Consider the following 25,084-nt stretch of genomic DNA (forward strand, 5'->3'; position numbering starts at 1 on the left):
TTTACTCATCTCCTTCAACGCAGTCCACGAACCTTACTATCTCATTCTTTTTCCAGTCCTTTATCTTGCAGTAGATTCCGTTGTGCTTTAGCGGATTGTTTTTCTTGCAGCCCTCGCACGCCTTTGAGACTATTCTTGTCTCAAACAAATCCTGCTCTAAGACTTCTTTTTCCGTGCAGCTGTTCGGAACAACAAATTTAAGCCCGTCCATCTGCCAGATATTCCAGACAATTATTTTTGCAAAGCCGGCTAAATCCTGTGCCGAAAGATTCTCGTTGAATTTATGCTGATAATGCTCGGCGACCGTAAAAAGGACGTTCTCCCTTGCGATTAAAACGTTGTCGCCCTGCCATTCAAAACCGTAGGAGCTTTGAACCGCCGAAAAAGCCCATTTCAGCCAGTCCCCGCGGCTTTCGGTATTCTCATTTACAACGCGGAGCTTTCTGTCCAAAAATCCCACACGTTCAGGAACTTCTATATACTCCCCTGTTACAGCGTCGTACCGGCTTGTGATGTAAGGAGCTTCTCCGCAGGTGATTTCAAGCCTTGTTGAACAAACGTAGTCTTTCCAGCTCTTGTTTTCCGCTTCCGGGAATGAGATTTTCTCTTTTATTGTTTTCCAGGAGCATTTTTCTTCTATATTAAACGCATTTTTCCACCCGAACCATACTTCATCAACAAGGTTGTTCTGCAAGTTGCAAACCCAGCTTGGCGTAAAAACCTCGGCTTTCTGCCTTACGCGCTTCTGCTGCTCTGCCTTTGACTTTTGCGTGCGCGGCTTTATTATGCTTCCGTTTCTTGAAGTTATAAGCTCAACAAGAATCGGCTTTTCAAAAGCGTACTGCGCGCCGTGCTTTGTGTAGTTGTCAGTCGCCCAGATTATGTTTCTGCCGGTTGTCTTGTCCTGCAGGAGAAGCTCAAGAAGCTCATTGTCTATTTTGAGGAGGTTATTTTCTTTTATGTCAATACAGTTTTTTTCTGGCATAGGTTTATTATAAGATTCAATTTGTAAGCTTCTTTTAATTTAGCATAATTTTGATTTTTTTTCTTCTGTATAAAGAAACCAGCCGTCTACACCCTTCTCACAGCTTCCCTGTAGAACCACAGCTCTTCCGGGCATTTTTTTATTATGCGCGCTTTTATCCGCTCAGCCTCGCGCTGGTTTCCAGACTTTTCATAAAGGCGGAACAGCTCAAGGTCGCGTTTTAGGCGCAGCTCTTCGGCAAGGTTTGAGCGGTCTTCAAAGTCGTCTGCCGTTGCAAGCTCAACCGACTTGTCGTAGTAGCGGGCGCATTTTTCCGCATTGTTTTTTATGCGCGCCTGATAAAGGCCGAATGTGGCGCACATATAGCAGTTTGCCGTTACGTTGCTCAAAAAAATGTCAAGGATTTTGCCGTCAATGTTCCCGCCGGCTTCAAGCCTTGAATACACAAGATTGTTGAAGAACAAAGGCAGGCCGTCGTGCGTCTTTCTGTATTCATAAAAAAGCTTTTCAAGCTCGAATGAGCACTCCATAAGAATCTCAGGATTATATGAAATATCCGCAAAAAGCCTGATTTTTGTGTTCAGTATGCAGACTTTTACTTCCGCCATCTCTTCAGTCTGGGAGCTCTTCGTGCATTGCCATAAAAAATCAGCATACTCTGCGGCGCGCGCAAATTCCTTTTTTTCAATCAGAATCCGCATAAACAGGTCGCACACATCAAGAAATTCTTTTTTGTTTGAAGGAACAAAAACCGCTCCGAATCTTTCCTCAAACACCTTTAAAGCAGCGTCATACTTTTTCGCCTTGCACAATAAATCCATATATATAGAAGAAACATTGCGCTTTAGCCGTTTTCCGTCTGTTTCCTTTAGCTTTAGATATGACTTTTCGGCATTTTTTAAGGCGCGCTCATTCTTGTTCATTCTGATATTGCAAAGCGCAATGTTGCTCCATATTCCGGCGGAAAAATAATCCTGGGCGCAGATTTCCTGCAGAACTTCAAGGCAGTCGGCAAAGCGTTCCTGCTCAAAATAGCAGTTGCCAAGAATATTCATAGAGTCAATAAAATATTCCCTGTCTTTTTTTGTGGAAGGAAATTTCACAAATCTTTCCATAAAGCGCGTAAAGTATTCTGTTTCTGTCTTGAACGCAGTTTTATAGAAAAAGTCCGCAACCTGCTTTGATGAAGGATTAAGGCAGGCGGCGTTTTTAAGCCAAAAGACAGTCTTTTTATAAAGCGCGCATTTTCTTTTTTTAGGCTTTTCCTGATTCAGCAAGGCGCGGTAAAGGTAAGCAAGCATAAGGGCAACATCGCTTGTGCTTTCAATATTGTAAAAAACATAGCGGAATGTGTGAACAGCCTTGCGCAAGTCGTTCAAAAGAACAAAAGTAAGGCCGTACTGGCACAAAAGCTCATAGTTTTCTTCCGCATCATCGTCCTGTTTTTCAAGAAACGACTCTATCATCTTGTTTGCGCCGCTGTAGTCCCCAGCGGCAAGCAGAACGCAGGAAAGGCTTCTGACGGTTTCCGCAGTCTCACTCTTAAGAATGCTTTGAGAAGCATTTTCTGTCCTGGAGAGATTTTTTAAAGCTTCCGCAACAAGCAGACTTTTCGTCTTTTGCTCCTCAAAAAAAGCGTTTGCCTTTGACTGGATTTTTTCAAGGCATTTTCTTTCATTCTCAAAGTCGCCCAAAAGCTTGTAGTAGACAGAAAGACGATAATAATAAGTGTCAGAATAGCGTTCATTCTTGGCAAACGAAGAATTGTCGTTTTCAAATTCTGCAATCTGGTTTTCAATTTTTTCCTTGAATATTACGGCTGTGGACTTTCTTACCTCAAGCTTTGCGGCCTTTGAAAAATCGGTAAAATCCTCAAGACTAAGCGTAAGTGTAATTTCAGGAATAAGAGTGTCAATTTTTATGTTGGAAACGTTTTTTTGGGCAAGAGAGAGTTCTGTGCATGTTTCGGTCGTTGTCATTTTTAAGCCTCCGTTTTTGGCATTGCAGAAACAAGCTGCGCCGCTGACTTTTCAATAAGGCGTTTTTTATGCAAAGACTTCCGCCTTTTGAACTCTGAGCGAAGATGAGTGTTCTCCATAATCTTTGAAAGGCAAAAAAGCTTCCTGCGGATTTCAGGAAAATCTTCTTTGCAAGGACGCTTTCTCCAGTCAAACGAAGTGAACCGCTGGATAACCAGGTCAATTTCCTGCTTTATAAAAGACGGAATGTCAGCCTCATCCCCTAAAGCTACAAGACGAACCGAGCGCGAAAATTCATCAAGATAGGAATTGAACACTTCAAGCCTTTCTGCAAAGCTGTTTCCGTCATTTGGATAAACGCGGCAGTTTTCAAGAGTTTCTATATAGCCCGGGTTCGTCTCGTATAATTTCTGCTTGAATGTGCGGCAGCCAAAAAGCTCGTAAAGCATGCAGCCCAATGAATACATATCCTGCGCACGGGCAAGCTCTTTTTCAGGCGGAAGACCGCAGAGAATTTCAGGCGAGGCATAGCCTTCTGTTCCGTGCCATTTTTCAGGATAGAGGCGGATTTTCTCGCGGACATTCTTTTCTGCGCAGCTTGAGGCAAAGTCAATCAGCACAACGCCGTCCTTTTGCCTGCCGGATTTTGCCATAAGATTTGAAGGCTTTAGATCACGGTGAAAAACTCCGCCGCCATGCACAGAGCATACAGCGTTAAGAATCTGGCAGAACAGCCTAAGCCTTTTTGCATATTTTAAAAGCGAGGGACTGCTGTTGTCAAAAAAAGCCTTTTTAAGCTCGATATTAAGGTTTTCGATTGCAATATAGCTTAGCGTGTGCGAAAAAGTTTTTCCGCCGGCTTCAATCAGAACCGGAGCGCGCGAAAGACGGCCTATAACATCCGGCGTATGGCGGTTGTTTTTCAGCTCAGAAAGGATTTTGTCTTCCCACTCAAAAAGCTTTTCGTAGTCTATATCGGTGTCTATGTCAGAAATTCCTGCAATACGCTGGGAAAAAAGCGGGTCAAGGCATTTTAGGACAACCTTCTTGTCTGTAACGCTGTCCACCGCGCGGAACACAAAAGAAGAATGGCCGTCAATCTTCTTAATCTTGCTCTCATGCTCAAGCACATTCAAAAGCTCAAGGTTTTCAAAGCGGTCAAGAATAGAATCCGCATTTTTAATTGCCTGAACCGCGCAAAAATTCAAATTCTCCTGGCAGACGCTCTCGCCGTCAGAATAATCATCAAAATCAAAATAAAGCTGACTTTCATCGTTATACAAATCCGCAGACTCCCCCGAATGTTTTTTATTTTATAAGAAAATTATAACATATTTTTAGCGGATTTGCAGGGGGAATTCTTATAAAAATATTCCCACTATGTTGGGCAAATATAGTCACTATATTTTAAAATAAAGTAACTATATTTGGAAATATAGTTACTTTATTCGCTCAACTTAGTTACTTTATTTTTTACTGGATTTTGAAGCGGAAAAAACAGCTTGATTTATCAGTCTATTTCCATCAAATCTTCTGCGGAACATTCAAGGACTTTTGCAAGCTTCAGCACAGTTTCTGCCTTTGCTGAATTTATATTTTTCTGGCCCTGCTCGTACTGCTGAATTGTGCGCAGCGGCACACCAGAAATTTCTGAAAGTTCTTTCTGCGAAAATCCCGCCGTTTGCCTCTGCAATTTTAGATTCGTGCTTTGCTTCCTTGAATTATAAAGCTCCGCCATTTTTCCGCAGAAATGAGAAATATCCATCTCATGATAAGGACTGTACATTCCAAGAATCTCTTCTATCGGTATCAGAGAATCTATTTTCTTGAATGTCAAATTGGTCTGCCATTGAAAATATGCCAACGCCCAGCCAGCCCAGTATTCAGGACTTTTGTTCGCGGCCGGCCGGTATTTTTTTGCAAGCGAAAAATCACCGGAAACTTCAAGAGCAAGCTCAACACCGGACTTTCCTGCAATCACAGATGACTCGCCTCTTTCAAATCTGGCTGAAATTTCAGACAAAAGAAACTTTTTATAAAATCCGCGCAACTTCTCTTTCAAGTCGTAGACAGCAAAATCGAGCATTGAGCCAAGATTGACCTGAGCCTTTGAAAGATAGGTTTTATCGTAGGCGTGAATCATCGGCTTTTATCTCCTCGTCAAGAATCTGGACAATATACAAATCACCGCGCTGTCTTTTATTCCGCTCAACATCAAAATATTCACGTCGCATGCTTGTATCCCTCAATTCTTTTTTTGAAAACCATTCTGAATAATCGGCAGTTTCAGCTCCAATAAATCTTATTGCGTCAAAGGCTTTTTTGCTTTTCAGGACAACTTGAATACCTAGCTTTCCAAGTTTCATGGCGTTTCCAAGCTGGCGGACTGAGATTGTTCCGTTTATAAAATCCTCGGCAAATGAAAAATAGCTGTCATCTGCCCTATAGCCAGTAACAATATCGTAATCCTTGTAAGGAACAGAAAAATTTTTCAGAAGATAATTTTTTGCCTCTTCGGCAAGCGCCGAGCCAATGTCAAAAATTCTGTTTTCAAGAAGAATTGCAAGCCAATGAAGAATTGTGTATTTTTCAGAATTCAAGTCCAAGACAGTCAATCCGCCGGGTTCAAGCTCATAAATATTTGCATATCCGTTTAAATTTTTTGAAACGCCCCATTCCTTAGCCATATCAAGCTCTTCCGCGCAATAAAATCCTAATCCGTAGTCGTTTATTGCCTTTTCAAAGCCAAAAATGGGTTTTTCTATAATTTTATTTGAACCATGATAAATCTTCTTTTTCACAGCTATATAATACTCTTATAGGAGTAGTTTTTTCAAGAAAAGTTTATAGTCTATGAATCGTTTTTTTTCAGCAACTTTCAAAAAACAAACTCACAAATCTTATATTTACGCTTCCCCTTCCTGTTCAAGTTTGCAATTATTTTCAAGCATATAGTCAGCAGTTTTTTTGTAATCTGGAAATTTTTCTGCCAAATTGCAAAGCCGTTTTTTGTCATTCGCTGTAAGTGTTATCCAATGAGCTTTGTTTTTTTTCAAGGGTTTCATTAAAAAACAAAATGCACTGTTACAAAAGGTAATTGCAACCTTTGGCAAGGTATCCGGTGCATTGTCAATGTGGAGGGAGTGGTTGAATGACATTAGAAGAAAGCAAAGAAGTAATTCCCATGATGGAAGCAATGATTACATAGATAGAGGAACAGCAGAATATCATGGCAGGGATGCTTCAGGAGATACAGAAAAAGGACGAGAAGCTGACGTGCTTTCGGGAGCAGGAAGAACGATTGCAGCAATTAGAGAAAGAATTATCAGAGCTGCTACAAATCTTACCGGGTACAGAAGAACTGCTGATACTTCTGGAAGAAAAGACAGACCAGATACAGAAACTCACAGACGAAAATCAGCAATGGCAGGAATTAGCACAGAAGTTAAACAGCGAGAACAAAACAGAGAACATTCAAGCCTTAAAGAACGACTTGAGGAAAACAAAAGAATTATTGCAGAGCGAGAAAGAGAAAATGCACACCGCCAAAACCATGATAAGGGAATGTCGAGATAAGCAGAGACAGGCAGAACAGGAACGGGATCATGCACTCTCCCATCAGAAAAAAGTAGAGATACCGGTTGAAAAGCCGGTACTCTATCAAAAGTGTGGGAATTGTAACCAGACAGCTTATCTGAGAGCTAAGGAAAAGTATGATATGCAGAGAGAAAAACTTTCAGGCAGATATAAAGCAAAAACAGTCCTGTATGAAGCATTGATGTTTCTGCTGATATGGTATTCCGCATCAACTACTCTTTTTCAGATGATACGGTCAAAGGTATTTATTTCTGATTATGGAAGATTCTTTGATACAATCGCAACTTTTATACAGACCATTGCTGGCTGGATTGTACTGACAGGAAAGAATGTGGCACAGATTAGTGATGGAATATCTAATCCTGTCATTGCCGGAATTATATACTGGCTGATAAGAATACTGATCTGCGGTGGATGTCTGGTGGGTGCGGGAATACTTTTAGCGTTCATCGGAATAAAGATTGCAGAGCTATATAAGAAGTGCTGTTGGGATATGATTACTATAATGGTGATACTTATAAGCATGGCAATAGCAATCTATTTCGGGGATTGGATAAAGGCAGTATTGCCAATCAATCTGCTATTTCTCTTGTTGGTTGTACAACTGGTGTATGTTGGAATCAGGTGGTATGTAAAGGGATGGCGGGAAGCCAGAGGATATTTTTAACAAAATAACGCTTGACAATAAAAAAAGTTTTATGTAATATTAGTCCGAAAGGCATACTAACATAGGTGAGCAAATGAATAAGATTAAACAGCAGGCAGATTTTTTCTGCGATTTAACAAAACAGATAAACAGTATTTATGAGGAATATGCCAAGTCGGTAGGTTTATCCTACACAAGCCTGTATACTTTGCATATGATTGCACTTACGGAAAACTGCACACAAAAGTTTATAGCGGAGCAGATGTTTTTACCGAAGCAGACGATCAATTCAATCATTACAGCTTTTCACAGGCAGGGACTGATTGAGTTGAGAGAAATGGCAGAGGATAAACGCCACAAAACATTACATCTGACAGAGGAAGGAAAAGAATTTGCCAGACAGATATTTCCACAGGTTGAAGCTGCAGAGCAAAACAGTATGGCACAGTTTGACGAGGAAGAAAGAGCTGAATTTCTAAAGCTTATGAATAAGTATGTAGCTACATTTTCCAAAGAAATGAAACGGTAATCATCTCCCACAGAAATGTGGGAGAAAAAAATAAACATATAGTCCGATAATCGGACTAGAAAAGGAATTATATGAAAGTATTATTAGTGAATGGAAGTCCAAATGAAAAAGGATGCACATACACAGCATTAAGCGAGGTGGCAGCAGCATTAAATGCAGACGGGATTGAAACGGAGATTTTTCATATTGGCAAGAAGCCGATTGCAGGCTGTCTGGGCTGTCAGAAATGTATGGAGCTTGGTAAATGTGTATTTGATGATGTTGTAAATGAATGTCTGAAAAAAATAGATCAGTTTGATGGATTTGTATTTGGTTCACCGGTATATTATGCCTCTGCCAATGGTGCTATGAGTGCATTTATGGACCGACTTTTTATAACAGAGCTTTGCACAGGAAAAAATGCGTTTTATCTGAAGCCAGCTGCGGCTGTGGTATCAGCAAGACGTGCCGGCACAACTGCTACATTTGATCAGCTCAATAAGTATTTTACTATGTCACAGATGCCGGTTGTATCATCTCAGTACTGGAATATGGTACATGGAAATACACCGGATGAGGTAAAGCAGGATATTGAAGGTTTACAAATAATGCGTACATTAGGACACAATATGGCATATATGCTGAAATGTCAGGAAGCGGGAAGAAAAAATGGAGTACAGCTTCCGGAACGTGAAGAACAGGTAGAAACTAATTTCATCAGATAAAGGAGCATTTTATTATGGAATATATTACTTTGAACAATGGCGTAAAAATGCCGCAGTTAGGACTTGGAGTTATGGAGATTGAAAATGGAGCTGCAGGAGAACAGGTTATCTTAAATGCACTGGAAGCCGGATATCGGATGATCGATACTGCAACGGTTTATTTTAACGAAGAAGCTGTTGGAAATGCGATAAGGAAAAGTAGCGTTCCGAGAGAAGAAATTTTTGTGACATCAAAGTTCTGGGCACAGGATGCAGGGTATGAAAATACGAAAAAGGCATTTGAACTTTCCCTTAAAAGACTTGGACTTGATTATCTGGATATGTATCTGGTTCATGTACCATTCGGTGATTATTACGGTTCATGGAGGGCTATGGAGGAACTATATGCACAGGGGAAAATCAGGGCAATCGGAGTATGTAACTTTTATCCTGCAAGACTTGCTGATCTTTGCATGAATGTAAATATAAAGCCTGCGGTATGTCAGGTGGAAATGCATCCATTTTATCAGCAGAAAGAAGCCATTGAAAATATGCATAACTTTGAAGTACAGCCGGAAGCATGGAGTCCGCTTGCTCATGGAAGATACAATATCTTTTCCAACGAAGTATTAAAATCCATTGGTGAAAAATACGGAAAGAGTGTCAGTCAGGTGGTAATCCGCTGGAATATCCAGAGAGGTGTTGCTGTCATTCCAAAGTCTGTAAAAAAAGAGCGTATCATAGAAAACTTTAATGTATGGGATTTTGTACTGACCGATGAGGATATGGAAAAAATAGCCGGACTTGATCTTGGTTATACAGAGGCAGAAGATCCTACTGTATTGGAAACTGCAATCGGTGCTAACCAGTGGAAAATACATGAATGATAAGGAAAATATGATATGAAAAGAAGAAAAAACTGAGTTGGACATTAACGTAGTGACTATGTTGCTTACTGGCTGTGGCTCACAGGTGGATATGTCATTTCAAAAAAACTTTACAGCCATTAAAATTAACTTTTGTGCGGACAGATGAGGGTGATAATACGAAGACACTGTTGTTTACTATTCATCTACTGGGACTACTCAATCGGTAGCTGAAAAAATTGCAAAGGGTACAGAAGGAGATTTGTTTGAACTAAAACCTGTGAATCCATACGAGGATGATGATCTCAATTATAATAACAAAAAAAGCCGTATATATGAGGAATACAATACCAAAGAATTACAGGATGTGGAACTGGAATACAATACCGTAGATGATTGGGACACCTATGATACTGTATTCATTGGTTATCCGATATGGTGGGGAAATGCATCTTGGGTAGTAAACAGTTTTGTCCAGCTGAATAATTTTGAGGGAAAGACAGTAATACCATTTTGTACGTCCGCATCATCTGGAATAGGTGATAGTGAGAAATTCCTTAAAAGCCAGAATGATACAGGAAACTGGAAAGAAGGAAAACGTTTTACAGCAGGAACTTCTTCCGATGATGTAAATGATTGGATTGAAAAACTTGAGATTGAAAAATAAAAGGAGGACGTAACAGCATGGAAAAATGTCTGGTGGCATATTTTTCAGCTACAGGAACAACAAAACGTGTAGCTGAAAGTCTTGCAAAGTCTATGGATTCAGACTTGTATGAAATTGAGGCTGCTATACCATATTCTGATGCCGACCTTAACTGGAATGATAAAAACAGCAGATGCTATAAAGAATGGAAAGACAAGTCAAGCAGACCACAAATTGCACTTCCTGTAGAAAATATGCAGGATTATACAGTAATATTTTTAGGTTATCCAATATGGTGGGAGAAAGCACCTAATATTATAGCAACATTTCTTGAAAGCTATGATTTTTCAGGAAAAACAATCATTCCTTTCTCTACTTCGGGTGGCAGTATCCGTGGAAGTGTAGGATTGCATTTGCACAAGTTATGTTCAAAAGAATGTAATTGGAAAAATGGAAAATTGTTCCGTCATATACCTGATAAAGCTGAAATATTGCAGTGGGTTAAAAAATGTTCTAAATAAAGAAATTCCCTCCAAGCTCCAATCTATAGCAGATTGAGTTTTGGAGGGGCGTGTGCCTGTCTTTAATTAAGGAATACCATTTACACAGTTTTTATGACAGGCTCGGAGGGATAGTTTAGTACTATAAATAAAGGGAATCTTCTGCATCAACCCACATCTGCATAGTGCCATCCAAATATAATTGTGCATATTCAAGCGGTTCATCAATGGCAAGTGCATTTAATGCACAGTCTGATCCGGGTGTAGTCTTTAATTTTTTTTCTGCTTCCCAGCAGTCAATGCGGAGCATATAGCCAGCAGAGGTGTAAACATCAATACTATTGCGTTGTGGATTGTATTCTGCAAATATTGTTCTCATCGTATCCTATCTCCTTATCATTCAATCAATTATCAGTTACAAAAATCAGAAGCATTTCAATCAGTTCACCATGTCATTTTCATTTTGTGTTATAATGTGTTATCAGATTTTTTTGCCCTTGTATTTGCCCTTATCAGAGTTCGTAAACACTGGTGGGACGATATAAAACAAGGGAAACAATAAGGGAAAGCTCACCTGCGACAAATTCAGTATTTTCAAGGGTTTGCGGAGAACTTAATAACAAGATATAACAGTTATTAAATCTCTTAAAACAGGTGAAATCTCAATTCAAGTTTGTACGAATTATAAACCGCCAAAAGACAGTCAGCATACTGGTCTTTATATTTACTGACGAGAGGCTTAAAAAAATCTGCCGGAATTATGGAGAAAAGATTTTTCATAGTTTCTGATTACAAGATTATTATAGCATGATTTATGGAGTTTTTCTTATAAAATCAGCAGGATAATTTTCAATTCAAGTCTTTTCCCCTTCACCACTCTCCGCTCAAAAAATCCTTGATGTGCACAATTTTTATTCCGTCCTCAATTCCGCAGACGGAGGAATCCATTGTAACGACGTATTTCGGGAAGCTGTCCTTTATTGCTTTGAGGTTTCCGATTTCCCTGTCCGAATCTTCCGGCAGAGTTCTGCACACCTGAACGTAGATTTTTTGCCCATGCCTGACTGCCACAAAATCAATTTCCTTGTCATAAAGTTTTCCGATGTAAACTGAAAAACCCCGTCGGCAAAGCTCCAGATAAACTATATTTTCAAGAACCGAAGCCACGGATTTTGGAGAATAACCGAACTGGCTGTATTTGAATCCGATGTCGGAAAGATAATATTTTTCCTGGGTTTTCAAAATTTCCTTGCCTTGAATATCGTAGCGGTTGCAGCGGTAGATTATGAACGCTTCCTCAAGCCAGGCAATATAATTGTAGATTGTCTCAATTGAAACTGAGCGGTGCTGGCTTTTGAAAAAGTCGAAAATTGTCTTTGCGCTGAAATTCTTTCCCAGATTTTCAAGAACAAATCTGACAACCCGGTTGAACATCTCCAAGTTCGAGATATTGTGCCGTCTTGAAATATCGCGCGTTACAACCGTCGAATAAATTCCGTCAATAATCTGATAGTTTTCTTCCTGACTGTGATTCGTTTTTGCAATAAAAGGAAAACCGCCTGATTTTAAATACATGTCAAAATATTCATCCTTTGTCCTTTCCGCTGATTCAGGAAAATACGTCTTCTTGAATTCCATAAATTCAAGAAAAGAAAGCGTGTAAACTGGAATCAGAACAAAACGGCCGGTAAGAAATGTTGAAATTTCAGAGGACAGCAGTTTTGAGTTCGAGCCGGTAACGTAAATGTCCACGTTCCGATTTTCAAAAAGAGAATTGACGCACTTTTCCCAGTTTTCAACTTCCTGAACCTCATCCAAAAGAAGATAAACTTTCTGACTTTTATCAGCATTTTCAATTGCAGCAAGCAAGTCCGCGTTCATCTGAGAAGCGTCATAACTTTCATCAAATTCCATGGAAGAATAAAGCCTCTCGATTACGTTGCACGGATTCACACCCATAGACAAAAGCTCTTTTTTATAAGTGCTCAGGATTGTAGACTTTCCGCAGCGGCGCACACCGCAAAGAATCTTTATAATGCTTTCATCCTTGAATTTCTTGAGATTTTCTATAAATACCGGTCTAAAAAGTTCCACTTCATCTTTCATATTTTCAGATTTTAACTGAAAAAGTTTAGAAAAACAATAAGTTTTTCAGTTTTAGACTTAAAAACTTATTGTTTCTTCGGCGAGTTTATGCGAAGATTTTCCCGACAATCCCATTTTCCTACTGAAAACTATTTCAAATTCCGCAAAAGTTTTCAGTAGCAGTGAAAACTTTATTGATTTTTGTAAAAGTTTTCAGTAGGATTTAAGCATGATAAACAGAGAGCGGTACATAGAAAAAATCAGGCCGTTTTATGAAAGCGACCTGATAAAGGTAATCACGGGAATCAGGCGGTGCGGAAAGTCGGTTGTCCTTGAGCAGGTGAAAAACGAGCTTGCGGCACATGGAAAGAAGATAATCCATCTGAACTTCGAGCTTCGTTCTGTCTCCTCAAAAATTACGGATGATGAAGAATTGATTAATTATATAGAAGAAAAAATCAAAGCAAGACCAGATGGGAAATGGTACATTTTTCTGGATGAAGTTCAGTCCGTAAAAAACTGGAATCTCGCCTGCAAGTCGCTCCGACTTGGAAACACGTCGATTTTCATAACCGGCTCAAATTCCAAGCTTCTCTCAAAGGAATTCACAAAGGAGCTTAGCGGCCGCTATGTCTCGTTCACAATCCGCCCTTTTGTCTATAAGGAAATTCAGGAATATGCGGCGGAGCTTGGCAAAGAAGTTTCCATAAACGACTATCTTATTTACGGAGGTTTTCCAAAACGCTTTGAATTTCCAGACAGAGAGTCCATGCTGCGCTATCTGAACGACCTTGATCAGACGATTGTCCTTAACGACATAATAAACCGCTATAAAATCCGCAAGGAAGAGATTTTCACAAAGCTCGTTGACTTTGTGCTTGTCTCGAATGCCCGGATTTTCAGTTCAAACTCCGTGCACAATTATCTTAAGTCGCAGAAAATCGAATGTTCCGTGAACACCGTGATGAAATATCTTGACTATCTGGAGGAAGCCTACGTCATCCGGAAAATTCCGCAGTATTCCACAAAGGCAAAAAAACGCCTCGACTTTTACACGAAACTCTACGATGAGGATGTCGCTTTCAACTCAATCAGGCAGACAAACGGAAGGTTCGACCTTACACACAATCTTGAAAATACCGTCTACAATGAGCTGGTCTTTATGGGCTACTCGCTGAATGTTCTAAATATAGACGGAAAAGAAATTGACTTCCTGGCATCAAAAAACAACAAAGAATATCTTGTGCAGGTCGCCTACAGCGTTGCGGAAGATTCAACCTACGAGCGGGAATTCGCTCCGTTCGCCGCCGCAGACAACAGCCGGAAAAAAATCCTGATTACAAACGACGAGAACGATTTTTCCACAAGCACAGTGCAGCATATCAGGCTGAAGGATTTTCTTTTGATGAAAGATTTGGAAGGGTAAAAGGAGTTGCGAGCGAAAAACATTAACCAATCGCAGTCAAAACATTTTTTCAAACACTCTAAAACAGAAACTCTTCGGATTTTTCAATTTTCTGCATATTAAAAAGATCTTCTTACATAAATTGTTCAATAAGATTGATTATTGTAGATTTCGCAGAATTTTTGTCGATTCTTTGAGGAAACAGAACCGCAGGACTTATATTCATAGCGTTGCAAAGCTTTAAAATTGTATTTAATGTGGGAGTCCTTTTTCCTGTTTCAATATATGTAATCATATTCTGGGAAACGCCAGATTCATAGGATAGCTCCAGCTGAGAAAATCCATTTCTTTCCCTCTCCTTTTTCAATTGACTGCATATATATCTTTCTTGCTCTTCTATATCCATAAAGTTATTTTTTAATAAATTTAGTGATAAAACAAATAAATATAGTTTGACTTTTAATAAATAAAAAAAGGCAAGGAATTCTGGACTTGGTATGCATACGGTCTTTTATTGGGAATAATAGCAATAATCCATTCAATTATATTAAAGCCAGTCAGCTCATCAGAAAAAAGCAGCTCTGAAAATTCCGAGGACTCAAACATATCAGAAACAAAAGCCATGATTTCAGACAACGGAAAATCAGCTAAGACAAAAATCGCAAGCATTCTTGGAATAGGCTTTGTTGCACTTATTTTAGTTTTTATGATTTTTGGGACAGGCTCGTCTGGAAAGGTTGGAAAATGGGAATATTCAAAGGCTACAGCAAATGGAAGCGGAAACTGGTACATCAGATTCACACAAAATAATGCTGCCTTATTCAAACTAGATGTAAAAGGCGAGATTCCGTCTTACCTTATCGGATTGGATTTTTTTGTAAACGATCTTCAAAAAGACACCGGCTGGACAAAAGTTTCAGACAGCTCAGAAATGGGAATAAACAACTTTAACAGCAATCCTGAAAAAATGAACTTCCTATCCAATCATTGGAAAATACAAAGGAAATTGGGTCGTTATATACAACGGAATGGATTTATGCGAGCTAAAAAAGAAAGGCTACCTTGATTTCTGCTGGGGAGAATTGAAAGAAGGAAATGTAAAGCCAGTAATCAAATATCAGGATTTAGACAAGTATCTGGATTAGGGAAAACACATCAAAACTTATGTAATTTGTATACTTGGCTGCTCAAATTGCATAAGTTTTAACAAAGCGGTCAAAAAAAATCCTTGAACATTCCGCTTCTTTCCTTGCCATCCTCCTCTTTTATGATTATTTTCTTTGTAGGTTGCATGCATTTTTTTCTTTGATTTTTTATGGAGGTTTGTATGAAAAGCAGAATCAGAAAGATTTTTTCTTTGGCCGCCGTTTTTAGCTGCATTGCAGGTCTTTCAGCCCAGTCAGTCTCCGAAAAAAGCAATGCAAACCTTGAGCCTGTCCGGAATTTTGAGCTCGATCGGTATCTTGGAAAATGGTATGAAATCGGGCGTTTTGACTTCAAGTGGGAAAAGAATCTGAAAAACGTTACGGCCGAATACTCGATGAACAAAAACGGCACGGTCAAGGTCGTAAATTCAGGTTATGATTACGCCGCACAAAAAGAAAAGCAGTCCGTGGGAAAGGCGAAATTCGCCGGGAATAAAAACGAGGGAAGCCTTAAAGTCTCGTTCTTTAGGCCGTTTTACAGCGACTACAAAATTATCGCGCTTGATTCAGAATACAACTACGCGCTTGTCGCAGGAGCAAACAAAAAGCTTTTGTGGATTTTGAGCCGAACAAAAACAATTCCTTCCGACGTCAAGGAAAACTACATTCAGACTGCCCAGAACGCAGGCTACGACTTGAGCGATTTTGTCTGGACTGAGCAGGAATAAAAAATCCGGCATGACTGAAAGTTTCGGTTGTGCCGGGAAAAGGGCTAGTTCACTGTTTTACTTCCAGTTCAAATCTCCTCAAGCCGGAAATCCTGTAAAAATATATTTTTGATAAATTTTTGACTTTTGCTTTTCATAATACAGTTTATTCAAAATATACAATTGATAAAAAAAATCTTTGATAAAATCCACAAAATACATCCGCTTATAAAAGAATCTTCACAAAAATACATTCTAGTTTTAGAATTATTTTATGGACTCTATTTGTAAAGATATTTTCCGTTCTGTTCATGAAGGATGCTGGATTTATATTGAATATAAAAACAAAAGTGAAGAATGCACTAAATATTGGATTGCAATTAGAAACATAAATCTAGGGAAAAAAAGCCTTGAAGCAACGGGACTTCATCTTGGCAGCTTTACAACAAAAAACCTTTTTTTATTTATTGAAAACATTCTTTGCACTCGGATAATGGAAGGCACTTATTTTCAAACCAACAAAAATTTAATAGAAGACATTGAACTTTATCCGCAGAAATATAAAGAGATTTTTTCTGAAATTGCAAACTTAAAAACTCTGAATTATCTTTCTGACTGCAACAAGCTTGCCGACATTCCAAAACTCAACACAAAGTACGAGCTTATAAATCGGCTTGATTCTTCAAAACTGAAAAACAGGATTTACAATTTGGATGACGAGCAATTTAAAATGTTCGTAAACAGCTTTAAAAAATCCGCAGAAATAAAAGAAGAAAAAAATATTAACAGCACAATTCAAATTGCCCTGAACGAGCTGAGCATTCACACTCAAAAAGGACTTTATGTTTTGGCTTATCGGGAAGTACGCTTTGATGTTGAAAGGCGAGTTTTAATTGCAGGGAAAAAAATCAAAATCTGCTCGGAATTCTGCATGGAAAAAAGCACTGACAAAAACGGCAAAAAACTGAGCATTTTAAATTTTATCGACAATGAAGACTTATCCTTGCTTGAGAATTTTGAAAAGAATGCAGAAACAATAAAAGACATTGTAATGCAAAACATAAAAAACAAAAAAGACTGCGCAGTTGACGACATGCCTTATTTTCTTTGCCTGCAGCGGGATTTAAATATCGACCTTGAAAAAGAATACGAAGCAATCGTAAATATGTATTCCCAGAACAATGTTACTGTTCCGATTCAGGCTTTTTTTGGCGAGCTTCATTCGATAAAACAGAATAACGAAGTTTATCCACTGGCTTTGATAAACAAAAATGTAAATCTTGACCAGCTGCTTGCAATTCACACTGCAATGAATTTTCCTGTCGCATACATTCAAGGACCGCCTGGAACAGGAAAAACTACAACCATAATCAGCACGATTATTACAGCATTTTTTAATTCAAAAACTGTTCTTTTTTCTTCATACAACAACCATCCGATTGACGGTGTCTTTGAAAAATTGACAAACTTAAAATATAAGAATTACAAAATTCCATTTCCGATTCTGCGAATTGGCAGTAACGAGCGGATTCAAGAAACATGTCTATACATTAAAAGGCTGCTTTTTCAAATAAAATCCCTAAAATCATTTGACGCAGTTTTACAGCAAAATAAAGAAAACCAAATTGAGCGGACGAAAAAACTTACAGAGCTTTTGCAGAAACACGAAGAACAGCTTGACTTGGCTGAACGAAAAGAATTAATTGAAGAAATGCTTTCAAAAAGCGAGAATATGAACCTTCGGATGAATCTTGAGGGGCAGCAATATTCAAAAATCAAAAAACGCCTTGAAGAAATTGGAAACATCACTGACGAAGATGCTCTCAGCCTTTTGGATTTTGACCACGAAAAACTGATGCAGTTTATAAATTTTACTTCAGTTAAATTTCTGAAACGGCTTTTTGAAGACGATTACAAAGATTTTATTGAGATTTTGAATATCAAAAACAAAGAAAAACAGGCCACAGAATTCAACAAATACTTTTCTGTGTCTGAAAACATTTTTAAAATGCAAAAAGTATTTCCAGTTTTTTGTTCAACTTGCATTTCAACGCAGAAAATTGGCGGTCCGCAGACTTATTTTGATATGACAATCATTGACGAGGCAAGTCAGTGCAATACAGCAGTTTCGCTTGTTCCGATTATCCGCGGAAAAAATCTTATGCTTGTTGGAGATCCTCAGCAGCTGAATCCTGTAATTACATTGGATAAAAATATCAACGAGGAACTGAAAGCAAAATACAAGGTGAATGAAAATTATGATTACATAAAAAATTCAATTTACAAAGCATATCTTGCCAGCGATTCTGTGAGCCAGGAAATTCTTTTACATAATCATTATAGATGCGCAAAGGAAATCATAGAGTTCAGCAATAAAAAATATTATAACAATCAGCTAAGTATAAAATCTGAAATTGCAAAAGAAAAGCCGCTTGTCTTTTGCGAAGTCCGGGAAAACTATTCCGCCGAGAAAAACACATCTTTGGATGAAGCTGAAAAAATTGTGCAGTATGTAAAAAATCATCCGGATAAGAAAATAGGAATCATCACTCCGTTTAAGAATCAAAAAGATTTGATTGATTACAAATTAAGGGAAAATCATTTGGAAAACAAGGCAAGCTGCGGAACAGTCCACGCGTTTCAGGGTGATGAAAAAGATGAGATTCTGTTTTCACTTGCGCTTACAAACCGCACTTATTCAAAAACTTACGACTGGCTTAAAAATAACCGGGAGCTATTGAACGTTGCAGTTTCGCGGGCAAAAGACAAATTTGTAATTTTTTCAAATACTGAAGAACTAAAAAGGCTTCACAAAAATGATGATGCCGATGATTTATACGAGCTGGCAGAATATGTAAAAAAGAACGGCGAATATAAAATCACGCCGAGAGAATCTTCTTCTAGAGCGCTGGGAATAAAGCCTTACAGCACCGAAACTGAAAACACCTTCCTGACAACATTAAATCACGCAATTTCAACATTGATAGAATCTGACGGAAAATTTTCAGTAGAGCGGGAAGTTCAGCTTTCACACCTGTTTGAAAAAAATCCAAGCGACAGCGATTTTTTCTACAAAGGAAGCCTGGATTTTGTGATTTATAAAAAAGGATTCCGAAACAGAAAAGATGCAGTTCTTGCAATAGAGCTTGACGGCCCAGAACATCACAACAATCCGAATGTAATCGCAAGAGACGAAAAGAAAAAACAGATTTGCAAAAATCACGGCTTCGATTTGCTGCACGTTGACAACAGTTATGCAAGACGCTATTGCTTTGTAAAAGAAATTCTGACAGAGTTTTTGGGGAATTAAAAAGGGGAACTGTCTAAAAAATTTTATTTGCGGTAGTTCATTGTAATATTTCTTCCTTCACACTTTTTTTGCTATAAAATTTTCAGATATTCATTTATATATTCTACGAATTGCAGTACCATATGATTTAGACTTTCATAGTAGGACATATTATTTTATTTATTTACATTCCCAGAGCTATCAAACTTTGACAAATCGCCAGATAGATACAGCTAGTGGATTCCCCGAATAATAAAAAAAGCGGTGGATTTTGATGATTTTTGGGTTATAGTAAAAACTCTCATTACATACAAATCAAAAACACAATGACACATCACTTTTTTCAGAAGAACGAATGTCATGGATTCGAGCCAAAGGTTCTTTTCAATACTTATTGCCATCTAGCTATTTCTGACACTCATCATTTTATGTAAAACTTTTTTTGAATATACTCATCTATGTATTTTGCATCCACTAGTAATTTTTGTTTACTAGAACATTGCTACATTTCTACAGTTATGCCATCGTTCTTTTTAGCTTCTATGTTTTATTTTTGTCCTTTTTTCCTGCTGCAGTAATTGAATTTGCAATTCTTTTTTCTTTTGAAATTTGAGTTGTATAGAATCGTTCTTCTAAGCCATATAATATATTCTTCAAATCATCTTCATTAGAAATCTGAGCCTTTCCATTATTTAATTTTAAATTTGGATAATAATCTTTTATATAAACAAACATATCCTTTTTTTCTTGTTTTGACATTTTTGAAAAAGTATCTTGTACCAGAGCAATTTTTTTTCGATTAGGAATCTTTACTTTATCAACTGAAAAACCATCTGATAAAACAAAATCCTTTTCTGTAAGAAAAGACTGTACTTCTGCATCTGTTGCTTCTCTGTATATTTCATTTATTCCATTAAATATTTTAGTTATTGAAAATAATTTTCTAAAATACAAAATATCTTTTCTCCTGTCATAAATTGCATCAGGATATGCATTTACTTGAAATAGAGAAATATTCTGGCATTTCTTAAATCTCTCTCCCAATGTAATAAAACTTCTTTTTTTCACAAATGCATTTCGAGTTACTTTTTGAAAGAACAGAATATCATCTGATAACTCAAAAATATATTCAATTCCGGCAGCATCTGAGTGAGATGCCATATCATAATCTGCACCTGAAGATTTTACCTTTATTTCTTTAGTTGCATAATCTTTACTAGCAAAGTTTTCTAATTTATACCATTCAAAATCATCAAGATTCGTTCGATTATCAAAATCAAAACTATTTTCTTCAATTGATTTTAAATTACTTATTAAAGGATAAAGAGAGTCTTTATCTTCAAAAAGTTTCTTGTAATTCTCTTTTGTCTTACATATTACAGTTTTACTCATTTTCAGACCTCTTTATTTTCTAGAAATGTATGTTGTATCGTTTAATCTATAAAAAGAGAGATTTATTATTTCGTCTTTATTTCTTATAAGCTTTCCTTTAATTAACAGAATGAGCTGTGTTCCCTGCTCTGTTTCTGCATGATAGGTATGATATCCAAGTATCAAGTATGCAGGATTAAAATACTGAGAATTTGAAACAAATGTAAATATCAGTATTAAACAGTAAACAAAAATTAAAACTCGCCAACTATTTATTCCAAGAGCAACAAAAAAATATCCCAAATAAATTGGCAAAAACTCATTGTCTGCAAGTGTACAAGATTGAATATTTCTAATTTCTTCCAATGAAAAAAATTTAGTAAATAACTTCAAGAAAAAAGCAAATAAAAATGGGATTATCAGAATAAGAATACATATACACCAACTTTTAATTTCTATTTTGGAAAAATTTTTAGGAAGAGGATTTAAGAAAAAACAAATCCCCCAAATAGCCAAAAACCAAAGAGTAGAACTAATTGTCAAAAGGAACTTATAAAACTTGTTCATTTTTGAGTTCTATTGGCTTTGCAAACTCTTTACTCATTTTGCTATTTCGTTTGTAATTTTCCATAAGCCACTTCCTATTTATCAGAATTGCATTGATTTTCTAATATGCTTTGTTGGCAACTTTACAGTTAGTTATTGCAACCACGACAAACTTCATTAAAATATCTGCGTCTTTACTCATTTTGACAATAATATTGCTTGTAACTTTTAATCATTAAACATATGATGTCATAATTTTCTTAAATTTTCAATAAAAATCTCTTGAAATCAAAAGCAATCAATTTCAACATCAAAAAGTTATGCTTCAGAAAATCCTGTCTCAGCATATCAAAATCAATTTTATACACGATTTTATCATTTTAATTTTTCGCTTCGTCAAATGAGATGCTTTCAATTTCTGCTGTTCTGTCATGCCTGCCGAATTTATCTGTTAGGAAGATTTTGTGATTGTTGTTGGTCATTATTTTTTACCGCTTCACATCGTTTTTCAATTTCTACACCAAATTGCTCAATTCCTTCCTTTTTATTGTATCTGTTTATTCGCTAGTACCTTCAGCAACAATAAACCTGATGCCCACAGGCAGTCATTATATTTTGACATGGTATGATAAAAATCTTCGCACTAGCCGCAAGTTCTACTACGGAACTGATTTTTAATATACGAAGATTTTTTATTATGGTCAAGGGGATTTTAAGAGAGGTTTTTCAAGTGTTTATACTCTCTCATGACAATCGTAAAATGTTATTAATATAAGGCCATGCCAAAAACTTTTAGGGAAAATCTGAGGGAAGAGCTTGATTATCAGGACATAAAGGTTAAGGAACTTGCTGTTGCAACCGGAATTCCAAAGCCCACTCTGGACTGCTACCTGAGCGCACAGCAGGTGATTCCGCCCGCAGACATTGCGGTTAAAATCGCGCGGACTCTAAATGTTTCGGTCGAATATCTTGTTACCGGAGAGAATAATTCCTTGCAGAACCAGAATCCGACAGGCACGCAAAACAAGGAAAATCTCGCAAAACTCAATATTCTTATAAGGGATTTTTCAAGGCTTTCAAAGCGCGATCAGGAAATTGTGCTAACGATTACGGAGAAGATAGCTGGGAACGTGTGCTGAAAAATGAAGCTGCAATAAAATCAATTTTTCCATACAATCGGCATTTCAAAACACCAGAATGGAATATTTCAATGTTCCTACTAATTTTTAATTCTCTGAATTATATTTCTTTAAAGAATCATCAATCATTTTCTTTATTATCTGCAATCTATTTAACTTTTTTTGCTCAATAACAGAAAATATGTAGAATACAGACGGAAGCAAAAAAGTCATAATTTCATATTCAGAGTGCAATCCATTTGTTTTCAATTTTGACAAAGCTTCAAAAAGTAAATATATACAAGCAAGAGGTCCGGTAACTTGGACTCCTCTAAAAATTCTTTCGTTATTTTTATTTTTTTCAGAAATAACCTGTTCAAAAAATTCATTAAAATCATTGAAACATTTTCTATCCTTCTCATATAAAGGTTTAAAACATTCATTATAGAATTTTTCATTTCTGCAGGTTTCATCAAAAAACGAAGAAACAACAGTTTTGTATGAATTTCTGTTTTCATTAGCAGTAAGTTTTGAAATTTTAACAAATCCTACAATAATATAAACATATCCAGCCAACAATACTATTGGATAAATAAGTTTAGCAATAAAACACTCAGTGTTCTTTACAAAAATCGCTATAACAATCATTGCTATAGCAAAAATTAAAGCAAAAATTGTATGTTTATTAAATATATCTTTTATTCCAATTATTTTTTCATTTTTTAAATAAGATTCAATTTGTTCTAATTCATTCTTTTCAAGCTTATAGTTCATAATAATTTTCCTCCCTAAATCAGTATCTACAACAAACTGGGTATATTTTCAGAGCACAAAAAGGATTTATTCAATCATCAGCTTTATATTATCAACGACAGAATTTATTTCTTCCTCTGTTGCCTTTTCTATAAAATCACAGTTTCTCTGAGTCCAGTCAAGATTCTTTACCTGGTCGCTTAAAATGCAGCCGGTGATAGAATGATTTTCCAGCACGATTTCAAAGGGATAGCCTTTTATACGGCTTGTAACAGGGCAGAACAAGGCAAGTCCTATTTTCTGATTGTATTTTTTCTGGGAAACGCAAACTGCGGGGCGGCGACCTTTTTGCTCGTGTCCAGTCTGCGGATCAAAATCCAGCCAGACCAAGTCGCCCTTTTCAGGAACATATTTTGATTTTACCATTCTTCTTTTCCTACAGCATTGCCTGTTGAAACTTCTGAATGAATGTTCTCTGGCGTTACCATAGCCAACATATCATCAAGTGATTTTTTCTGAGGAAGAATAACCATTTTTCCTTTTTCAACAATCACTTCAATTTTACTGCCGCTTCTTACATTGTTGTCTTTTGCCCAAAGGGAAGGAATTCTAAAACCGAGGCTATTCCCCCATTTCTGAACTACAGTCTGCATAATGTGCCTCCATATATTCAGTATATACAATGTATATTCTATTTTGTCAAGCAATAAAACCACGCATAAGATGATTTTCTGGCACTCTCTCATTACAACTATGCAGACCATAAAAAAAGCTTCCCGCAAAAAGCAGGAAGCCTTTATAAACCGGATTAAACCGCAGGACTATTGTTTTCCATATTTGTCAAGATTTTCATCATTTACGTCAACTGTAGCTGGGGAATCATGTATATCAAGATAGAACACGCCGTCTTTGATTTCCATTTTTCCTGTTATTTTCCAAACCGCCTGACAAATTCCTTTTTGTCGTTGATGCCGGTTTTTTCGTAGATGCTTGAGATATAATTCTCTACGGCGCGCTGTCTTATCTGCAGTTTTTCGGCAATCTGCGTGTTGGAGAAATTTTGCAGAATCAAGGCCATCACCTGCTTTTCTCTTTGCGTAAGCGCGTCTGTAAACGAATTGAATTCTACAAGATTTTCCCGCAATTCTTTTTGTACAAAAGTTCTTCCGCTGAAAGCGTTGTCCATGCATTCTATGAGCTCGTCCGACGGCGCGTTTTTTGAAACATAGCCCGAAGCTCCGTTTTGAATTGCAGTCTGGACCATTCCTGCCGAAAAGAACATTGAGTACACTATGATTTTTAGTTCCGGATAAAGCGAGTGAAGCTCTGCGATAAAGTCAAAGCCCGCGTCGTCGCCAGAAAAATTAAGGTCGGAAATCACAAGGTCAGGAAGCGTGTTTCCGCCCGACAAAAGCGAAAGCTCAGAAAGCGCCTGTTCAGGCTCGCCGGCATTACCTTTGCAAACCCAGCCAGATTTTTTTTCGATGTAGGAAATCGTGCCGATGCGCAAAAGCTCGTGGTCGTCAACAATGTAAAATGTTTTCGCCATTTTTCACACCTCCACCGTTATCTGCGTTCCAAAATCCGGCGCGGAAGAGAACGTCACTTTTCCATTTAGAAGCCTTGCCCTCTCGCAGATATTGCGGACTCCAAAATGGGATTCCTTGGACTTCTCAAAAACGGCACAGTTTATCTCTTTTACAAGCTCCCCGTCCATTCCGCAGCCGTCGTCGGAAATTATGATTTTAAAATGGCTCCCTGGATTTTTTGCGGCCATCGCCCACGCCGGAAATGCCTTTTTCAATGCCGCTTTTTGTCCGGCGTTTTCGGCAGGCCCGGCGGCCGGTGCGCTTCTCTTAAAAAACACAGTGACTTCGTTCGCGCCCGCGTGATTTTTTATATTCTGCAGAGCTTCCTGCACAATCCGGTAAACATTCAAGAGCCCGTCGCCATTCAAGCAGGAAAAGTCAACACCGTTTTCCGCAATCAGACGGAACTGGAAAGCGTCTCCGAAAATCTTCTTTGCAAAGACATTCACCAAAGAAAGCAGATTGTCTTTTGTAATGCTCGGCGGAGTCAGGTTGTAGCAGAGACTTCTGATTTCCTCAATGTTCTGGTTTTGCGTTTCAATAATCTTAGCCGCCGTGCCTCTGTCAGAAATATTTTCCGCAAGAAGAGAAACATACCGCAAATTCTGCGCGACGCTGTCGTGGAGCTCCCGGCTGATTCTTTTG

Annotated in this window: 26 protein-coding genes and 2 pseudogenes; 12 read left to right on the forward strand and 16 right to left on the reverse strand. The window is 37.7% G+C overall.

What is annotated here, in order from left to right; genetic code table 11:
* Position 1: 1 nt before the first annotated feature.
* From Q0H92_RS08265 to Q0H92_RS08290, 6 genes are all read right to left on the reverse strand, one after another.
* Entirely contained in the window at positions 2-985 is a 984-nt protein-coding gene (locus tag Q0H92_RS08265) for a restriction endonuclease subunit M (RefSeq protein ID WP_296013740.1), read from the reverse strand.
* A gap of 86 nt (positions 986-1,071) precedes the next feature.
* Positions 1,072-2,964 carry a hypothetical protein gene (locus Q0H92_RS08270; RefSeq protein ID WP_296013742.1) on the reverse strand — a complete coding sequence of 631 codons (1,893 nt, stop codon included), beginning with the start codon at positions 2,962-2,964 and terminating at the stop codon, positions 1,072-1,074.
* 2 nt (positions 2,965-2,966) lie between these two features.
* Positions 2,967-4,247 (reverse strand): hypothetical protein, encoded by a 1,281-nt coding sequence (locus tag Q0H92_RS08275; RefSeq protein WP_296013743.1) that lies wholly within the window; start codon positions 4,245-4,247, stop codon positions 2,967-2,969.
* 227 nt (positions 4,248-4,474) lie between these two features.
* Positions 4,475-5,107: a helix-turn-helix transcriptional regulator gene (locus Q0H92_RS08280; protein ID WP_296013744.1), complete on the reverse strand. Its 633-nt coding sequence runs from the start codon at positions 5,105-5,107 to the stop codon at positions 4,475-4,477.
* A complete protein-coding gene (locus tag Q0H92_RS08285; protein WP_296013745.1) occupies positions 5,088-5,765 on the reverse strand; it encodes a DUF3990 domain-containing protein in 678 nt (225 codons plus the stop codon). Before Q0H92_RS08285 ends, Q0H92_RS08280 begins: the two co-directional genes overlap by 20 nt.
* A gap of 105 nt (positions 5,766-5,870) precedes the next feature.
* Positions 5,871-6,020, reverse strand: coding sequence for a hypothetical protein (locus Q0H92_RS08290; RefSeq protein ID WP_296013746.1), 150 nt, complete (start codon positions 6,018-6,020; stop codon positions 5,871-5,873).
* 7 nt (positions 6,021-6,027) lie between these two features.
* On the opposite strand from Q0H92_RS08290, the pseudogene Q0H92_RS11330 reads away from it, so the two are divergent.
* The 7 genes and pseudogenes from Q0H92_RS11330 to Q0H92_RS08320 all read left to right on the forward strand — a co-directional run.
* Positions 6,028-6,540 (forward strand): annotated as a pseudogene (locus Q0H92_RS11330) (conjugal transfer protein); the annotation flags it as partial.
* Complete coding sequence (locus Q0H92_RS08295) at positions 6,518-7,228, forward strand: DUF6040 family protein (protein WP_365920976.1); 711 nt, start codon at positions 6,518-6,520, stop codon at positions 7,226-7,228. The pseudogene Q0H92_RS11330 and the gene Q0H92_RS08295, both read left to right, overlap by 23 nt.
* A gap of 73 nt (positions 7,229-7,301) precedes the next feature.
* Complete coding sequence (locus tag Q0H92_RS08300; protein WP_296013749.1) at positions 7,302-7,736, forward strand: MarR family transcriptional regulator; 435 nt, start codon at positions 7,302-7,304, stop codon at positions 7,734-7,736.
* A gap of 71 nt (positions 7,737-7,807) precedes the next feature.
* Entirely contained in the window at positions 7,808-8,440 is a 633-nt protein-coding gene (locus Q0H92_RS08305) for a flavodoxin family protein (protein ID WP_296013750.1), read from the forward strand.
* A gap of 14 nt (positions 8,441-8,454) precedes the next feature.
* Positions 8,455-9,306, forward strand: coding sequence for an aldo/keto reductase (locus Q0H92_RS08310; protein WP_296013751.1), 852 nt, complete (start codon positions 8,455-8,457; stop codon positions 9,304-9,306).
* 181 nt (positions 9,307-9,487) lie between these two features.
* Positions 9,488-9,952: pseudogene (locus tag Q0H92_RS08315) on the forward strand (flavodoxin); the annotation flags it as partial.
* A 17-nt stretch (positions 9,953-9,969) separates the two neighbouring features.
* Positions 9,970-10,452, forward strand: a complete 483-nt coding sequence (locus Q0H92_RS08320) for a flavodoxin (RefSeq protein ID WP_296013752.1) — start codon at positions 9,970-9,972, stop codon at positions 10,450-10,452.
* Positions 10,453-10,573: 121 nt separating this feature from the next.
* On the opposite strand, the gene Q0H92_RS08325 is transcribed toward Q0H92_RS08320, so the two are convergent.
* Entirely contained in the window at positions 10,574-10,810 is a 237-nt protein-coding gene (locus tag Q0H92_RS08325; protein ID WP_296013754.1) for a DUF6061 family protein, read from the reverse strand.
* Between the two features lie 491 nt (positions 10,811-11,301).
* Entirely contained in the window at positions 11,302-12,537 is a 1,236-nt protein-coding gene (locus Q0H92_RS08330; protein ID WP_296013755.1) for an ATP-binding protein, read from the reverse strand.
* 208 nt (positions 12,538-12,745) lie between these two features.
* Here Q0H92_RS08330 and Q0H92_RS08335 point away from each other — a divergent pair, with 208 nt between their 5' ends.
* Positions 12,746-13,942: an ATP-binding protein gene (locus tag Q0H92_RS08335; protein WP_296013756.1), complete on the forward strand. Its 1,197-nt coding sequence runs from the start codon at positions 12,746-12,748 to the stop codon at positions 13,940-13,942.
* A 112-nt stretch (positions 13,943-14,054) separates the two neighbouring features.
* On the opposite strand, the gene Q0H92_RS08340 is transcribed toward Q0H92_RS08335, so the two are convergent.
* Positions 14,055-14,327 (reverse strand): helix-turn-helix transcriptional regulator, encoded by a 273-nt coding sequence (locus Q0H92_RS08340; RefSeq protein ID WP_296013757.1) that lies wholly within the window; start codon positions 14,325-14,327, stop codon positions 14,055-14,057.
* Positions 14,328-14,435: 108 nt separating this feature from the next.
* Between Q0H92_RS08340 and Q0H92_RS08345 the strand changes: the two genes are divergently transcribed.
* The 3 genes from Q0H92_RS08345 to Q0H92_RS08355 all read left to right on the forward strand — a co-directional run bounded on the left by Q0H92_RS08345 (position 14,436) and on the right by Q0H92_RS08355 (position 19,083).
* A complete protein-coding gene (locus Q0H92_RS08345; protein WP_296013758.1) occupies positions 14,436-14,987 on the forward strand; it encodes a hypothetical protein in 552 nt (183 codons plus the stop codon).
* Positions 14,988-15,248: 261 nt separating this feature from the next.
* Positions 15,249-15,794 (forward strand): lipocalin family protein, encoded by a 546-nt coding sequence (locus Q0H92_RS08350; RefSeq protein WP_296013759.1) that lies wholly within the window; start codon positions 15,249-15,251, stop codon positions 15,792-15,794.
* A gap of 253 nt (positions 15,795-16,047) precedes the next feature.
* The gene (locus Q0H92_RS08355) at positions 16,048-19,083 is read left to right on the forward strand and encodes an AAA domain-containing protein (protein WP_296013760.1); all 3,036 of its coding nucleotides are present in this window, start codon (positions 16,048-16,050) and stop codon (positions 19,081-19,083) included.
* 519 nt (positions 19,084-19,602) lie between these two features.
* Here the strand turns inward: Q0H92_RS08355 and Q0H92_RS08360 are convergent.
* Complete coding sequence (locus Q0H92_RS08360; protein ID WP_296013761.1) at positions 19,603-20,454, reverse strand: hypothetical protein; 852 nt, start codon at positions 20,452-20,454, stop codon at positions 19,603-19,605.
* Positions 20,455-20,466: 12 nt separating this feature from the next.
* Complete coding sequence (locus tag Q0H92_RS08365; protein WP_296013762.1) at positions 20,467-20,976, reverse strand: hypothetical protein; 510 nt, start codon at positions 20,974-20,976, stop codon at positions 20,467-20,469.
* A 782-nt stretch (positions 20,977-21,758) separates the two neighbouring features.
* Here Q0H92_RS08365 and Q0H92_RS08370 point away from each other — a divergent pair.
* On the forward strand, positions 21,759-22,118 hold the full coding sequence (locus tag Q0H92_RS08370) for a helix-turn-helix transcriptional regulator (protein ID WP_296013763.1): 360 nt from the start codon (positions 21,759-21,761) through the stop codon (positions 22,116-22,118).
* Positions 22,119-22,205: 87 nt separating this feature from the next.
* Here Q0H92_RS08370 and Q0H92_RS08375 read toward each other — a convergent pair whose 3' ends face one another.
* The 5 genes from Q0H92_RS08375 to Q0H92_RS08395 all read right to left on the reverse strand — a co-directional run.
* Positions 22,206-22,871 (reverse strand): hypothetical protein, encoded by a 666-nt coding sequence (locus Q0H92_RS08375; protein WP_296013765.1) that lies wholly within the window; start codon positions 22,869-22,871, stop codon positions 22,206-22,208.
* Between the two features lie 66 nt (positions 22,872-22,937).
* Positions 22,938-23,276: an endoribonuclease MazF gene (gene mazF, locus Q0H92_RS08380; protein ID WP_296013766.1), complete on the reverse strand. Its 339-nt coding sequence runs from the start codon at positions 23,274-23,276 to the stop codon at positions 22,938-22,940.
* Positions 23,270-23,503 (reverse strand): AbrB/MazE/SpoVT family DNA-binding domain-containing protein, encoded by a 234-nt coding sequence (locus Q0H92_RS08385; RefSeq protein WP_296013767.1) that lies wholly within the window; start codon positions 23,501-23,503, stop codon positions 23,270-23,272. The genes mazF and Q0H92_RS08385 overlap by 7 nt, the downstream gene beginning before the upstream one ends.
* A gap of 275 nt (positions 23,504-23,778) precedes the next feature.
* Positions 23,779-24,399, reverse strand: a complete 621-nt coding sequence (locus Q0H92_RS08390; protein ID WP_296013768.1) for a response regulator transcription factor — start codon at positions 24,397-24,399, stop codon at positions 23,779-23,781.
* Positions 24,400-24,402: 3 nt separating this feature from the next.
* A partial coding sequence (locus Q0H92_RS08395; RefSeq protein ID WP_296013769.1) for an ATP-binding protein occupies positions 24,403-25,084 on the reverse strand: 682 nt, incomplete at its 5' end.

The organism is uncultured Treponema sp., assembly GCF_934725225.1.
Lineage (GTDB): Bacteria > Spirochaetota > Spirochaetia > Treponematales > Treponemataceae > Treponema_D.

Bases quoted from the DNA above. Each gene is read 5' to 3' on its own strand.
- Q0H92_RS08320 (WP_296013752.1), top strand. From the start codon at position 9,970: ATGGAAAAATGTCTGGTGGCATATTTTTCAGCTACAGGAACAACAAAA.
- Q0H92_RS08390 (WP_296013768.1), bottom strand. From the start codon at position 24,399: ATGGCGAAAACATTTTACATTGTTGACGACCACGAGCTTTTGCGCATC.
- Q0H92_RS08355 (WP_296013760.1), top strand. From the start codon at position 16,048: ATGGACTCTATTTGTAAAGATATTTTCCGTTCTGTTCATGAAGGATGC.
- Q0H92_RS08335 (WP_296013756.1), top strand. From the start codon at position 12,746: ATGATAAACAGAGAGCGGTACATAGAAAAAATCAGGCCGTTTTATGAA.
- Q0H92_RS08340 (WP_296013757.1), bottom strand. From the start codon at position 14,327: ATGGATATAGAAGAGCAAGAAAGATATATATGCAGTCAATTGAAAAAG.
- mazF (WP_296013766.1), bottom strand. From the start codon at position 23,276: ATGGTAAAATCAAAATATGTTCCTGAAAAGGGCGACTTGGTCTGGCTG.
- Q0H92_RS08305 (WP_296013750.1), top strand. From the start codon at position 7,808: ATGAAAGTATTATTAGTGAATGGAAGTCCAAATGAAAAAGGATGCACA.
- Q0H92_RS08265 (WP_296013740.1), bottom strand. From the start codon at position 985: ATGCCAGAAAAAAACTGTATTGACATAAAAGAAAATAACCTCCTCAAA.
- Q0H92_RS08280 (WP_296013744.1), bottom strand. From the start codon at position 5,107: ATGATTCACGCCTACGATAAAACCTATCTTTCAAAGGCTCAGGTCAAT.
- Q0H92_RS08375 (WP_296013765.1), bottom strand. From the start codon at position 22,871: ATGAACTATAAGCTTGAAAAGAATGAATTAGAACAAATTGAATCTTAT.
- Q0H92_RS08330 (WP_296013755.1), bottom strand. From the start codon at position 12,537: ATGAAAGATGAAGTGGAACTTTTTAGACCGGTATTTATAGAAAATCTC.
- Q0H92_RS08370 (WP_296013763.1), top strand. From the start codon at position 21,759: ATGCCAAAAACTTTTAGGGAAAATCTGAGGGAAGAGCTTGATTATCAG.
- Q0H92_RS08360 (WP_296013761.1), bottom strand. From the start codon at position 20,454: ATGAGTAAAACTGTAATATGTAAGACAAAAGAGAATTACAAGAAACTT.
- Q0H92_RS08295 (WP_365920976.1), top strand. From the start codon at position 6,518: ATGATAAGGGAATGTCGAGATAAGCAGAGACAGGCAGAACAGGAACGG.
- Q0H92_RS08310 (WP_296013751.1), top strand. From the start codon at position 8,455: ATGGAATATATTACTTTGAACAATGGCGTAAAAATGCCGCAGTTAGGA.
- Q0H92_RS08325 (WP_296013754.1), bottom strand. From the start codon at position 10,810: ATGAGAACAATATTTGCAGAATACAATCCACAACGCAATAGTATTGAT.
- Q0H92_RS08350 (WP_296013759.1), top strand. From the start codon at position 15,249: ATGAAAAGCAGAATCAGAAAGATTTTTTCTTTGGCCGCCGTTTTTAGC.
- Q0H92_RS08385 (WP_296013767.1), bottom strand. From the start codon at position 23,503: ATGCAGACTGTAGTTCAGAAATGGGGGAATAGCCTCGGTTTTAGAATT.
- Q0H92_RS08270 (WP_296013742.1), bottom strand. From the start codon at position 2,964: ATGACAACGACCGAAACATGCACAGAACTCTCTCTTGCCCAAAAAAAC.
- Q0H92_RS08300 (WP_296013749.1), top strand. From the start codon at position 7,302: ATGAATAAGATTAAACAGCAGGCAGATTTTTTCTGCGATTTAACAAAA.